This is a genomic window from Rhodococcus sp. NPDC060176, from assembly GCF_042728675.1.
Classification (GTDB): Bacteria; Actinomycetota; Actinomycetes; order Mycobacteriales; family Mycobacteriaceae; genus Rhodococcus_F.
Window position 1 is genome coordinate 903,763 of the sequence record NZ_JBHWYS010000002.1, and the last position, 13,136, is coordinate 916,898.

The 13,136-nt window shown below is 62.2% G+C and carries 15 protein-coding genes; 9 read left to right on the forward strand and 6 right to left on the reverse strand.

Annotated features, from left to right (window positions below; all coding sequences use genetic code 11):
* The first annotated feature begins 321 nt into the window (after positions 1–321).
* The 3 genes from ACFWEM_RS12575 to ACFWEM_RS12585 all read left to right on the forward strand — a co-directional run bounded on the left by ACFWEM_RS12575 (position 322) and on the right by ACFWEM_RS12585 (position 3,001).
* Positions 322–1,317, forward strand: a complete 996-nt coding sequence (locus ACFWEM_RS12575) for an ABC transporter substrate-binding protein (protein ID WP_378533885.1) — start codon at positions 322–324, stop codon at positions 1,315–1,317.
* Positions 1,318–1,366: 49 nt separating this feature from the next.
* Positions 1,367–2,461, forward strand: coding sequence for an iron-siderophore ABC transporter substrate-binding protein (locus ACFWEM_RS12580; RefSeq protein ID WP_378533887.1), 1,095 nt, complete (start codon positions 1,367–1,369; stop codon positions 2,459–2,461).
* Between the two features lie 66 nt (positions 2,462–2,527).
* Complete coding sequence (locus tag ACFWEM_RS12585; RefSeq protein WP_378533889.1) at positions 2,528–3,001, forward strand: NUDIX domain-containing protein; 474 nt, start codon at positions 2,528–2,530, stop codon at positions 2,999–3,001.
* Positions 3,002–3,096: 95 nt separating this feature from the next.
* On the opposite strand, the gene nrdF is transcribed toward ACFWEM_RS12585, so the two are convergent.
* Positions 3,097–4,062, reverse strand: a complete 966-nt coding sequence (gene nrdF, locus ACFWEM_RS12590) for a class 1b ribonucleoside-diphosphate reductase subunit beta (protein WP_003944744.1) — start codon at positions 4,060–4,062, stop codon at positions 3,097–3,099.
* Positions 4,063–4,232: 170 nt separating this feature from the next.
* On the opposite strand from nrdF, the gene ACFWEM_RS12595 reads away from it, so the two are divergent.
* Positions 4,233–5,150 (forward strand): SPFH domain-containing protein, encoded by a 918-nt coding sequence (locus tag ACFWEM_RS12595; protein WP_378533891.1) that lies wholly within the window; start codon positions 4,233–4,235, stop codon positions 5,148–5,150.
* Positions 5,151–5,162: 12 nt separating this feature from the next.
* Positions 5,163–5,375: a hypothetical protein gene (locus ACFWEM_RS12600; protein WP_003944723.1), complete on the forward strand. Its 213-nt coding sequence runs from the start codon at positions 5,163–5,165 to the stop codon at positions 5,373–5,375.
* A 62-nt stretch (positions 5,376–5,437) separates the two neighbouring features.
* On the opposite strand, the gene nrdE is transcribed toward ACFWEM_RS12600, so the two are convergent.
* From nrdE to nrdH, 3 genes are all read right to left on the reverse strand, one after another.
* Complete coding sequence (gene nrdE / locus ACFWEM_RS12605) at positions 5,438–7,621, reverse strand: class 1b ribonucleoside-diphosphate reductase subunit alpha (protein WP_378449137.1); 2,184 nt, start codon at positions 7,619–7,621, stop codon at positions 5,438–5,440.
* Complete coding sequence (gene nrdI / locus ACFWEM_RS12610; RefSeq protein WP_230812772.1) at positions 7,579–8,058, reverse strand: class Ib ribonucleoside-diphosphate reductase assembly flavoprotein NrdI; 480 nt, start codon at positions 8,056–8,058, stop codon at positions 7,579–7,581. The genes nrdE and nrdI overlap by 43 nt, the downstream gene beginning before the upstream one ends.
* A gap of 82 nt (positions 8,059–8,140) precedes the next feature.
* On the reverse strand, positions 8,141–8,371 hold the full coding sequence (gene nrdH / locus ACFWEM_RS12615) for a glutaredoxin-like protein NrdH (protein ID WP_019747886.1): 231 nt from the start codon (positions 8,369–8,371) through the stop codon (positions 8,141–8,143).
* 291 nt (positions 8,372–8,662) lie between these two features.
* Between nrdH and ACFWEM_RS12620 the strand changes: the two genes are divergently transcribed.
* A complete protein-coding gene (locus tag ACFWEM_RS12620) occupies positions 8,663–9,490 on the forward strand; it encodes a siderophore-interacting protein (RefSeq protein ID WP_378533894.1) in 828 nt (275 codons plus the stop codon).
* A 72-nt stretch (positions 9,491–9,562) separates the two neighbouring features.
* Here the strand turns inward: ACFWEM_RS12620 and ACFWEM_RS12625 are convergent, their stop codons facing one another.
* A complete protein-coding gene (locus ACFWEM_RS12625) occupies positions 9,563–10,129 on the reverse strand; it encodes an NAD(P)H-dependent oxidoreductase (protein ID WP_283303672.1) in 567 nt (188 codons plus the stop codon).
* Between the two features lie 106 nt (positions 10,130–10,235).
* On the opposite strand from ACFWEM_RS12625, the gene ACFWEM_RS12630 reads away from it, so the two are divergent.
* A complete protein-coding gene (locus ACFWEM_RS12630) occupies positions 10,236–10,835 on the forward strand; it encodes a TetR/AcrR family transcriptional regulator (protein ID WP_019747883.1) in 600 nt (199 codons plus the stop codon).
* 35 nt (positions 10,836–10,870) lie between these two features.
* A complete protein-coding gene (locus ACFWEM_RS12635; protein ID WP_378533896.1) occupies positions 10,871–11,650 on the forward strand; it encodes an META domain-containing protein in 780 nt (259 codons plus the stop codon).
* A gap of 19 nt (positions 11,651–11,669) precedes the next feature.
* On the opposite strand, the gene ACFWEM_RS12640 is transcribed toward ACFWEM_RS12635, so the two are convergent.
* Positions 11,670–12,224 (reverse strand): nucleosidase, encoded by a 555-nt coding sequence (locus tag ACFWEM_RS12640; protein ID WP_378533898.1) that lies wholly within the window; start codon positions 12,222–12,224, stop codon positions 11,670–11,672.
* Positions 12,225–12,292: 68 nt separating this feature from the next.
* On the opposite strand from ACFWEM_RS12640, the gene nadE reads away from it, so the two are divergent.
* On the forward strand, positions 12,293–13,117 hold the full coding sequence (gene nadE, locus ACFWEM_RS12645) for an ammonia-dependent NAD(+) synthetase (protein ID WP_378533900.1): 825 nt from the start codon (positions 12,293–12,295) through the stop codon (positions 13,115–13,117).
* The last annotated feature ends 19 nt before the right edge of the window (positions 13,118–13,136 follow it).

Here is a 13,136-nt window from a genome sequence, read left to right on the forward strand (position 1 = left end):
CCGCAGACTCCGTCAAGGAGCCCTTGGTTGCGCCCGCAGGGTCCGTCGCCCGGGCTGCGGACAACGGCTTCTGGCTTGCGCTCATCGAATCGTAGACCGTGACTCCGAGGCACCGCGACCCGGTCCTACTCTGCGTCGTACTCGAGCATCCGTTTTTCACGGCACCGAACGAACGACCTGCGGTTTATGTTCCCTGGGGAGTCCGAACCCACTTCCGAATCGGCGTGTCGCACCCGTCGAAGATTTCGGCCAGTGTCCGTTTTCGGCCAACTCCTCCACTGATAAGGTCACCCTCGCCTAACTCATCTCAGGAGTCAATCAGTGAAATTCTTTCCCCGCCGTGCCGCGCTGGTAGCGGTCGCAGCCTCGATCGCCTTGGTCGTTCCGGCCTGCTCGCGCAACGACGAACCGGCTGCAACCACCACCTCGACCGAGTCGGGTGAATTCCCCCGCACCGTCGAACATTTCCGCGGAAGCACCGAAATCCCGGCTGCGCCCCAGCGGATCGTCGCGCTCGACAACAGCTTCACCGACGCCGTCCTTCTCCTCGAATCCCCGCTCGTCGGCTATGTCGACTACCGCGAGCCCGGTCTGCCCGACTACCTCGGATCCTCCCGGGAGGAATTCGCCGCGGACGCCGTCTCGGTCGGCACGGTCAGCAGCGCAAGCCTCGAGAAGATCGCCGCACTGCAGCCGGACCTCATCATCTCCGCCGAGGTCCGCGACGGGAAGAACTACGAACAGCTGTCCGCGATCGCGCCCACCGTCTTCACCCAGACGACCGGTCCGACGTGGAAGGACAACATTCGCCTGGTCGGTGAAGCCCTCGGCAAGGAGTCTTCGGCCGAGTCGAAGATCACCGAGTATGAAACACGCGCGGCTGCCGTCGGCAAGGAGATCAACGAGAAGGCCGACAACCCGGTCATTTCGGTGGTCCGGTTCGCCGGTGAACCGACCGCACGCCTCTACCGCACCACCTCGTTCAGCGGCATCGTTCTTCAGGATGCCGGGCTGAAGCGTCCGGACAACCAGGGGCCCGACCCCGCCGATGCCGGCAACATCATGATGAAGATCAGCCCCGAGCTGATCAACGAGGCCGACGCGGACGTCATCTTCATCAGCACCTGGCAGGACGCCGAGGGCAAGAGCGCCGAAGCTGCGAAGCCGTTCCTCGAGAGCCCGCTGTGGCAGACCCTTCGGGGACGCAAGGTGGACGTGGACGATTCACGGTGGATGTCGCCGGTCAGCGTCCAGGGCGCGCACATGATCCTCGACGACCTCTCGGACACGTTCGAGGTGGACAAGCAGAACAGCTGAGTCGAGCAGCTAACCTGAACGGCGCCCGCTCACACAGGAAGCCGTCGACTTGTCTGTTCTCTCACGCACGACTGTTCTCTCACGCACGACTGCCCACACGTCCATTCGTCGTGTCTCGATCCTGGGGATCGCCGCCACGATGCTCGTCCTCGGTGGTTGCTCGTCCGACTCGTCGGACGATCCCGCGAGCACCATCGTCCGGACCACCACGTCGATCGCGGGTGCCGGCGTGATGGGCATCGAACGCGACACCGCCACCGCGTGCCCGACGCCGACGCAAGCCGACCCGGGAGCGGGCCCCGAGGTGAAGCGTCGAGTCGTACACACTGCGGGTGAAACCGAGGTTCCTTCCGATCCCCAACGGATCGTGGTCCTCGACAGCGTCTCGATGGACGCCGTGTGCGCCCTCGGTCTGTGGGAGCGGGTAGTGGGCGCTGCGACCGGTGTCGACTCGCCTCAACCGTCGTACCTGGGTTTCGGTATCTCGGAGATTCCGAGTGTCGGCCCCGTGAGCGCACCTGACGTCAACGCCGTGAAGGCCGCCGCGCCGGACTTGATCCTCGGGTCGAGTCCGGCGTCCGACGGTTTGTACGGGCAACTCGACGCCATTGCCCCCACCGCGTTCGCCGGCTCGGATCCCGTGTACTGGAAAGCGCAGTTCGCCCTCGCCGGTCAGGCACTTGGCCGTTCGTCCGCGGCTGCGACGGAGCTCGATCGATACCAGCAGGACGTCGTGCAGCTCGGCGACGCATTGAATGCACCACAGACGCAGGCATCAGTGGTTCGGTTCGGTTCGAAGGACCTGCAGATCGAGGGTCCCGCATCCTTCGCCGGACAGATCCTCAGCGACGTCGGCGTCCGGCGCCCACCGGCTCAGCGATTGACCGATGCGACCACTGCACCGATTCCGGCCGACGATCTCAGCGCAGCCGACGGCGACTTGATCTACGTCCTCTTCGACGGGTCGAACGGCCGTACCTACGGCACCGAGGTCATGAAAAGCGATCAGTGGCAGGACCTCGCCGCCGCCTCCGATCGGCGTGTGTTCGTGGCGGAAGACGAAATCTGGAACGGAAACGGGATGACTGCCGCCCATGCCGTATTGGCGGATTTGAAGGGAACCTTGAACGGATATGCGAGCTGACCGGAACGAAACACGACTCCCACATTCGAGACAGCTCGCCGCAACCGTGATGTTCGGATTCTGATCATGCCGATCCCGGAATTCATTGTCGCCCTGCGCGAGAAGGTCGGTCATGCGCCGCTCTGGCTGTCCGGAGTGAGCGTCGTGATTCGCGACGACGACGGTCGGGTCCTGCTCACCCGCCGAGCCGACAACGGTCAATGGGCCGTCGTGTCCGGTGTTCTCGAGCCCGGCGAGGAACCGTCGTCGGCGGCGGTGCGGGAGGCGAAGGAAGAAACCGGAGTCGACGCCGAATTGGTTCGGATCACGAGTGTCGATGTCACAGAACCCATTACGTACCCCAACGGCGACGTGACTCAGTACTTGGACGTGTGCTTCCTGGCCAAGTGGACCGGCGGAGAAGCGCATGTGGCGGACGACGAGAACCTCGAGGTCGCATGGTTCGCGCCGGGCGAATTGCCCTCGGACATGACCGACACCTCGCGACTACGCCTCGAAAAAGCGTTGCAGGACAAGCCGGAAGCGTGGTTTCTGCGCTAGTCCACTCCCCCATGGACGACCGAAGCCCGATTCCTGCGTGTGCAGGAATCGGGCTTCGGTGTATTGGTCGCTCTAGAAATCCCGAGCGGGTCGCTCTAGAAATCCCAGTCGTCGTCTTCGGTGTTGACGGCCTTGCCGATGACGTAGGAGCTACCCGAGCCCGAGAAGAAGTCGTGATTCTCGTCCGCATTCGGTGAAAGTGCCGACAGGATAGCCGGATTGACGTCCGTCTCATCCTTCGGGAAGAGGCCTTCGTAGCCGAGGTTGTTGAGTGCCTTGTTGGCGTTGTAGCGCAGGAACTTCTTGACGTCCTCGGTCAGACCGACGCCGTCGTAGAGGTCCTGCGTGTAGTCGACCTCGTTCTCGTAGAGCTCGAAGAGCAACTCGAACGTGTAGTTCTTGAGCTCTTCGCGCTCGGCCTCGGTGAGCTGTTCGAGGCCCTTCTGGTACTTGTAGCCGATGTAGTACCCGTGGACGGCCTCGTCACGGATGATGAGGCGGATGAGGTCAGCGGTGTTGGTGAGCTTGGCGCGCGAGGACCAGTACATCGGCAGGTAGAAGCCGGAGTAGAAGAGGAAGCTCTCGAGGAGCGTCGAGGCGACCTTGCGCTTGAGCGGCGACTCGCCGTTGTAGTAGTCGAGAACGATCTGCGCCTTGCGCTGCAGGTTGGGGTTCTCCTCCGACCAGCGGAACGCGTCGTCGATGTCCGGCGTGGAGCACAGCGTCGAGAAGATCGAGCTGTAGCTCTTGGCGTGCACCGATTCCATGAAGGCGATGTTGGTGTAGACCGCTTCTTCGTGGGGAGTGATTGCGTCGGGGATGAGACTGACTGCGCCGACGGTCCCCTGAATGGTGTCGAGCAATGTCAGACCCGTGAAGACACGCATCGTGAGCTGCTGCTCCTGCGCGGTCAGCGTTCCCCAGGACGGGATGTCGTTGGAGACCGGCACCTTTTCGGGCAGCCAGAAATTGCTGACGAGGCGATCCCACACCTCGGCGTCCTTCTCGTCCTGGACGCGGTTCCAGTTGATGGCGGAAACGCGACTGACCAGCTTGACCATAATTCCTACCTAGCGAGAGAGATACTGCCGAATGTTGGCTTGCCTGAACACTACCCGTTGTGTCGGGTCCGCGATGCCAACACAACAACATGTGTCGCACGCGCCCCTCCACAAGGATCAAAAATGTGATATCAATTAAATATCACTTACCGATGGAAAGCGAGTCTCGCATGACCAGCACCCCTACCGTGGCCGAGAAACCGACCGGTGTCGCCACCACCACGATCGCCGAACGCCCAGGCTGGGACCTGTCCGGCGGGTGGATGCTTCTCGGCGGCGTCCTTTTGTTCCTGGCCGGAATCGCACTGTCCGTCGTTGGCGGAGTTCTGGGACTCTTCGCCCTGATTCCGGTCGGAGTGGTGCTGTTCATCGCGTCACTCCCCCTGCTGATGGGCCTGACGTTGGTGCAACCGAATCAAGCCAGAGTCCTTCAACTCCTGGGTAGCTCGTACAGCGGCACCCTGCGCACGCCGGGACTGCGATGGACGAACCCGCTGACCGTCCGTCGATCGATCTCCACGCGTATCCGAAACCACGAGACCGGTCAGGCGAAAGTGAATGACGCCGACGGCAATCCCATCGAGATCTCGGCGGTGGTCGTCTGGCAAGTCGCCGACACTGCGCTCGCGTCGTTCCAGGTGGACGACTACGAGGAGTTCGTCTCGGTGCAGACCGAGGCGGCCGTCCGCCATATCGCCGGCAGCTATCCGTACGACGCCGAAGGCCGAGTTTCGTTGCGCGAGAACGCCGATATCATCACAACCACCTTGTCGGAGGAGGTTCACGCCCGCGTGCGGGCGGCAGGTGTCGAAGTGATCGAGACACGGATCAACAGGCTCTCGTATGCACCGGAGATCGCCAGCGCGATGCTTCGGCGCCAGCAAGCGGGTGCTGTGATCGCCGCCCGCAAGCAAATCGTCGAAGGTGCGGTGTCCATGGTCGACATGGCACTCAAGCAGCTCGAGGAAAAGCACGTCGTCGAACTCGACGAGGAACGCAAGGCCACGATGATCAGTAACCTTCTGGTCGTGCTGTGCGGCGACCGCGACGCACAACCGGTGCTGAACACCGGTTCGCTCTACCAGTAAAGGAAAGGCCACATGGCCACGGATCCAGCTCCGAGATCCGAGCGTAAGAAGATCCTGCTTCGGTTGGATCCTGCGGTGCACGACGCGCTCGCCCGGTGGGCGGCCGACGACCTCCGAAGTACCAACGCCCAGATCGAGTTTCTCCTTCGGCGCGCACTCACCGAACACGGTCGTATGCCGAAGAATGCCGGCAAGATGCACGGCCCCGGCCGTCCGCCGGCCTGATACCCCTGTGCGCCTTTTCGGTAGCAGTCACTACCAAAAAGGCGCACGGGGGGGCGAAGCCCTTACAACATGCAGGAAACGCAGCCCTCGACCTCGGTACCTTCGAGTGCCATCTGACGCAGACGGATGTAGTAGAGCGTCTTGATGCCCTTACGCCACGCGTAGATCTGCGCCTTGTTGATGTCACGCGTGGTGGCGGTGTCCTTGAAGAACAGCGTCAGGGACAAGCCCTGGTCGACATGTTGCGTTGCGGCAGCATAGGTGTCGACGATCTTCTCGTACCCGATTTCGTAGGCATCCTGGTAGTACTCCAGGTTGTCGTTGGTCAGGTAGGGCGCCGGGTAGTAGACGCGACCGATCTTGCCTTCCTTGCGGATCTCGATCTTCGATGCCACCGGGTGGATGGAGCTGGTGGAGTAGTTGATGTACGAGATCGAGCCGGTCGGCGGGACGGCCTGAAGGTTCTGGTTGTAGATACCGTGCTTCTGGACCGAAGCCTTCAGCTCACGCCAGTCGTCCTGGGTGGGGATGTGCAGCTGCGCATCGGCGAAGAGTCCGCGGACCTTGTCGGTTGCCGGCTCCCAGACCTGGTCGGTGTACTTGTCGAAGAATTCACCCGAGGCGTACTTCGACTCCGGGAAACCCTTGAAGTACGAGCCGCGCTCGATGGCGATCTTGTTCGACGCACGCAACGCATGGAAGAGCACGGTGTAGAAGTAGATGTTCGTGAAGTCGATGCCTTCTTCGCTGCCGTAGAAGATCCGCTCACGAGCGAGGTATCCGTGCAGGTTCATCTGACCGAGGCCGATGGCGTGAGAGTCGTTGTTGCCCTGCTCGATCGACGGCACCGAGTAGATGTGCGTCTGGTCGGACACTGCCGTCAAACCGCGGATCGAGACCTCGATGGTCTTGGCGAAGTCGGGCGAATCCATGGTCTTCGCGATGTTCAGCGAACCCAGGTTGCAGGAGATGTCCTTGCCGACCTTCGAGTAGGAAAGATCGTCGTTGAACAGCGACGGCGTCGAAACCTGCAGGATCTCCGAGCACAGGTTCGAGTGCGTGATCTTGCCTTCGATCGGGTTGGCCCGGTTCACCGTGTCCTCGAACATGATGTACGGGTAGCCCGACTCGAACTGCAATTCGGCGACGGTCTGGAAGAACTCACGAGCCTTGATCTTGGACTTGCGAATTCGCTTGTCGTCGACCATCTCGTAGTACTTCTCGGAGACGTTGATGTCGGAGAACGGAACACCGTAGATGCGCTCGACGTCGTACGGCGAGAACAGGTACATGTCCTCGTTCTTCTTCGCCAGTTCGAAAGTGATATCCGGGATCACGACGCCCAGAGAGAGCGTCTTGATACGGATCTTCTCGTCGGCGTTCTCACGCTTGGTGTCGAGGAATCGGTAGATGTCGGGGTGGTGCGCGTGCAGGTACACAGCTCCGGCGCCCTGACGCGCACCCAACTGGTTGGCATAGGAGAACGAGTCCTCGAGAAGCTTCATGATCGGGATGACACCCGAACTCTGGTTCTCGATCTTCTTGATCGGCGCGCCGTGCTCACGAACGTTGGTGAGCAGCAAGGCAACACCGCCACCGCGCTTGGAAAGCTGCAGTGCCGAGTTGATGGAGCGACCGATGGACTCCATGTTGTCTTCGATGCGAAGCAGGAAGCAGGACACGGGCTCGCCGCGCTGCTTCTTACCCGAGTTCAGGAACGTCGGGGTGGCGGGCTGGAAGCGTCCGGCGATGATCTCGTCGACGAGTTCGACGGCCAGGTCTTCGTTGCCTGCGGCCAGCGTGAGCGCAACCATGCAGACACGATCTTCGAAACGCTCGAGGTAGCGCTTACCGTCGAAGGTTTTGAGCGTGTAGGAGGTGTAGTACTTGAACGCACCCAGGAACGTCGGGAAGCGGAACTTCTTGGCATACGCGTGATCGATCAGGAACTTCACGAAAGTACGTGAGTACTGATCGAGAACCTCTGGCTCGTAATAGTTTTCCTCTACGAGGTAGTCGAGCTTCTCGTCGAGGTTGTGGAAGAACACGGTGTTCTGGTTGACGTGCTGCAAGAAGTACTGACGGGCTGCAGCGACATCCATCTCGAACTGGATCTCACCGTTCGCGCCGTACAGGTTGAGCATGGCGTTGAGTGCGTGGTAGTCGAGACCGTTGGTGGAATCACCGCCGCGTGCATCACGCTCTACGCTTCCTGCCGCGATCGTGTCAGTGATGGTTGGCGCCACTGCCCGTGCTCCTTCTCTGTTTCGAGATGATTCCAGAACTCCCCCAAGCCTTCTCGTACTCGGTCTACGTCCTCGGCAGTGCCCATGAGTTCGAACCGGTACAGAAAAGGAACGTGGCATTTCTGGGAAATGATGTTTCCTGCATAGCAAAAGGACTCACCGAAATTGGTGTTTCCCGCCGCGATCACTGCTCTGATCAACGACCTGTTGTGTGGATTGTTCAAAAAACGAATGACCGGCTTCGGCACATAACTGGTGTCGCGCCCTGTCACGGTGGCTCCGCCACCATAGGTGGGCAGAATCAGCACATAGGGCTCGTCTACGCGAAATGAGCCGTCACGGTCATGGATGGGTATACGTGTCGCAGGCAGGCCGAGACGTTGAACGAATCGGTGGGTGTTCTCCGACACGCTGGAAAAATAGACCAGCGAAGTCATCGGTTGTCACCATTTTCTTGTACGGTGCCCGGAACTACTCAGATGTGTCGGCGGAGGTGTCCACCGCCGACACTGCGGCGCTTCAAGCAGCGACGGTCAGGGTCTTGATGCGATCGGGACGGAAGCCCGACCAGTGATCTTCACCGGCAACCACGATGGGCGCCTGGAGGTACCCGAGAGCCATGACGTAGTCGCGGGCTTCGGCATCCTCGGTGATGTCGATGATGTTGTATTCGAGACCGGCCTTGTCGAGGGCGCGGTAGGTGGCATTGCACTGAACGCAAGCGGGCTTGGTGTAGACGGTGATGCTCATGAGAGTCCCTCTTTCGCTTAGCCAACAAAGGCCGATGTAGTGATGTTCAGCACCGATTCGACCGATTGCCGGAGTCTCGCTCGAGGCGTTCCGCGTTGTGGTCTCTCAGTGCTCAAGACACTACACCTAGTGGCCGGCAGAAACACATAACGCGAGATGTTGTGAGTCACATCGTTGGAATTCCCAGGTCGCCCCAGTTCAGCGCCCTCACTTCCCGGCGCGTCGGCGTGTCGCCCGTCACATTTTCTTTTGGTGCTCGCCGGCCTCTCGGAGCCGCGCCGCGGACCTACCATGAGCGTCGTGGAAACACCCCCGAAGGACGAAGCACCGCGCCACCAGGCAACCGTGACGAGAACGCAGCAGGTGACACCGCTGATGCGCAGAATCACCTTCGGCGGCACCGGCCTGAGCGACTTCGAGACGAGCGGAAGCCCCGACGAACGGGTGCTCGTCAGATTCCCTCTCGATCCCCCTCACGCCCGCAGTTACACGGTCCGGCGCTGGCAACCGTCGACGAACGAACTGGAGATCGACTTCGTTCTCCACGGCCATGGCGGAGCCGCTCTCTGGGCCGAGAATGCGCAAGCAGGCGAGACCGTCCACCTCTCGACTGCCAGCGGATGGTTCAGGCCGCCCGAAGAGTGCGACTGGCTCCTACTCGTCGCCGATCACGCCGCCCTGCCGGCAGTCGGGCGAATTCTCGAAGAGGCCCCAGGCGGTCTGCCGATCCACGTCATCGCACAGGTGCCCGCGCCGAGCGAACAGCAGACGTTCACCACGCGCGCCGACGCTCACTACCGATGGCTCGACACAGCGGGCCCTCTCCTCACCGAACTGTCCGCCTATCCCCTACCGCCCGGCACCGGCTATATCTGGTGCGCAGTCGAGGCCGCGGCTGCCAGACGCATCCGCACCCATCTGCGTCGAACGATCAACATTCCGGCAGCACACATGCACGTGATGGGCTATTGGCGAGAGGACAAGGAGAACTGGGAGCGCCGGTACGCCGCGGTCGCCGACCGGATAGATGCCGCGATGGGCGAAGCGATGATGGCGGGCAAGGATTTCGAGTCGGTGCGCGACGCCGTCGACGACGCGATGGAACGCGAAGGGCTCTAAATACACAAGGGCTTTAGTCCACATACAGCTGAGGGCCACACCTTTCGGCATGGCCCTCGGCTGTGAAACGGATCAAGCGTTGACGAGCTGCTTGCTGGCGTCGACGAGGTCGGAGACGACCTTGGAGACCTGAGCGAGCACCTCTGCGTTCTCACGCGGGTGCAGCTCGCCGAACAGTGCGCCGGTTCCACCGATGCTCAGTGCGGTGTCCTCGACGACCTTGCCACCGGCGATGCCGACTGCCTTGGTGGTGTCTTCGTGTGCCCACTTGGCGCCGTTGCCGCTGGGCGAAGCGCTGATGACTGCGACAGCCTTGTCCTTGACTGCGCCGACGCCGTACGGACGCGAGATCCAGTCGATGGCGTTCTTCAGCACTGCGGGGATGGTGCCGTTGTACTCGGGGGTGACGAGCAGGAACGCGTCCGCGTTGCTCGCAGCGGAGCGCAGCGCGTCGACAGCGGGGATGGAAGCGCCCTCGACGTCGATGTCTTCGTTGTAGAAGGGAACGTCGGCGAGGCCTTCGAAGACCGTCAGCGCAGCACCCTCGGGCGCGGCGGACACAGCCGTCTCGGCAAGCTGGCGATTGACGGATCCGGCGCGCAGGCTGCCGACGAGAACGAGAACATTGGTCTGTGACATAACGAGATTCCTTCGAGAGTGGTGCGGTTGGTGGCTCCGGTTGAAAGTTATATCAACTAAACGGACCGCGGTCCACTTACATTCCCCGGCCCTGTAACCTGATCCTGTGAGCGCAATCCCCCTCCCCCAGATCGGCGCCGTACCCGTCGAGCGCGGTGACGCAGCACGTAACCGCGTACTTCTGCTCGACGCCGCAGCCCTCCTCGTCGCCGAGCGAGGTGTCGACGCGGTCACGATGGATGCCGTCGCGTGCCGGGCCGGTGTGGGCAAGGGCACAGTTTTTCGGCGCTTCGGCAATCGATCGGGACTGATGCAGGCACTGCTCGATCACACCGAGCGAGAACTGCAGCAGGCATTCATGTTCGGCCCCCCACCGTTGGGTCCTGGCGCGCCGCCGATCGAGCGCCTCATCGCGTTCGGACGAGCCCGGATCGCCATGGTGGAAGTACAGGGCGAAGTCCTCCGAGCGGCGGAAAACGCTCCTGAATACCGCTTCGGCGGTCCGGCCCGAGCACTCGGCATCGCTCACGTCATCGGACTTCTTCGAGGAGCCGGCGTCGAGGGCGACCTCGATCTGCTCGCTTCAGCGCTGTTGGCACCACTCGAAGCGTCGCTTGTCCTTCATCAGGTGCGCGATCTCGGGATGACCACCGAGCGCCTGGCCGCCGGCTGGGAAGACCTTGCCCGGCGCGTTACTCGATGTTGACTCCCCAGATCCGTCCCACCACTTAATGTGAGCCCATGCGCATCGCAGCTGCCGTCATCGGCCTCCTGACCATCGCCGCGGTAAGCGGTTGCTCCGCTTCGTCCGACTCCCCCGAGGACAAGACGGAGCCCTCCGGCCGCGTCTTCATCTCGACCTCCGTCGACGGAACACAAATTCCCGGCGGCGGCCCGCTGACTCTCGATTTCAGCCAAGCGGGTCGAGTGTCCGCGAGCGCCGGATGCAACACGGCAAACGGCTCGGTCGAGTTCACCGACGGCAAGCTGACCACCGGCACCATGGCGTCGACCATGATGGGCTGCCCTCCCGGCATCGCCGAATCCGACGCCTGGACAACAACATTGCTGACCTCCGCGCCGACGTGGACCCTCGACGGCGACACCCTCACCCTGGCATCGGACGAGGCCACAGTGACCCTGCAGGACAAGAAGATCGTCACGCCGGATCGAGCGCTCCAGGGCACGACGTGGACCGTCACGTCGCTCATCAGTCCCGATGCGATCAGTACGAGCCTGGCTCTGGAGACGTCAGCTCCCGAACTCACGATTGCCGCAGACGGTTCGGTCAGCGGGTCCACTGGATGCAATCGCATGACCGGCAGCGCCCAGATATCCGACACCACAGTCACGTTCACGCCGATGGCAACCACGCGAATGGCCTGCCCCGAGGAGAACATGGACATCGAGCGTCAGATCCTGGCGGTACTCGACGGTGAAGTGAGCTACACCGTCGACGCCGACACGCTGACGCTGCGCAAGCCCGACAACACCGGATTGATACTGACTGCGCAGGCTTGACCAGACGCTGCAGGCTCGATCAGACGTTGTCGAGCAGCCAGCGCCCCAATTCGCGGGCGCTGGCATCGATCTTCGCGGGCCAGTCCAAGGCCGAGTCGTCCGCGTGATCGCTGACATGTTTGACGAGTCGGCAGCTAGCACCCGCAGCCTGCGCGGCGAATGCGATGGCAAACCCCTCCATGTCGACCAGATCGGCTCGCTGAGCGAGAGCGTCCCGGGTCGCAGTGTCGGCGATGAATGCGTCGCCGGTCGCCAACACCGAGTCGTCACCGCCGCCGAGCACCAAACGGTCCGCGACGTCGTGCCCCAGCGCTCGGATCGCGGTGCTGCTGATGTCGTGATTGATGACAACCCCGGGAACATAGAGGCCACCGTGGTGCGCGTGCAGCGCACCGGCGGTCCCGATGTTGACGACCAGCGGCAGATTCTCCCGCTCGTACCGCGCGAGAGCAGAGGCGACTGCTGTTGCAGCACTGACCTTTCCAATCCCCGTGATCAGCAGTTCGTATCCTTGCGGCACGTATGCCGCTTCCGACTTCGTCGCACTGACCACCAGAACGTTGTTCGCACTCATGTGCGCGACCGTACCGCCCCGGATACGGTGGCACTGCACGCGACTGCTCACATCGCTAGAGTCCATTCATGGCCACACTGCGTGAAAGCATCATCGAAGAACTCGGCACAAAGCCGACAATCGACGCCGCGGCGGAGGTTCGCGCGCGAGTCCAGTTCCTGAAGGACTACGTGCGCTCGACCCCCGCCAAAGGGTTCGTTCTGGGAATCAGCGGCGGTCAGGACAGCACGCTCGCCGGGGCCCTCGCCCAACGCGCCGTCACCGAGCTTCGCGAAGAAGGCCACGACGCCGAGTTCGTCGCCGTTCGACTCCCCTATGGCGCACAAGCCGACGAATCCGATGCGCAGATCGCACTCGGCTTCATCAAGCCGGACCGCTCGCTCACGGTCAACGTCAAGCCGGGCGCCGACGCCACAGCCCGTGAGGCCTCCGAGGCGTTGGGGAACGGCGAACTGCGCGACTTCGTCCGCGGCAACATCAAAGCGCGCGAACGCATGGTCATTCAGTATGCGATTGCCGGGCAGCTCGGCTACCTGGTGATCGGTACCGACCACGCCGCAGAAGCGATTACCGGCTTCTTCACGAAATTCGGCGACGGCGGCGTCGACATCACCCCGCTCACCGGTCTGAGCAAACGCCAGGGCGCTGCATTGCTGCAGGAATTGGGCGCACCGGAGAGCACGTGGCGCAAGGTTCCGACCGCCGACCTCGAGGACGACCGGCCCGCGCTGCCCGACGAAGTTGCCCTGGGCGTCACGTACTCACAGATAGACGACTACCTCGAAGGAAAGGACGTTTCCTCCGAGGTAGCCGAGAAGCTCGAGAAGATGTTCACCAACACTCGTCACAAGCGGACGGTGCCGGTCACCCCCCTGGATAACTGGTGGCAGTAACTCCTACCAGAGCTCTTAC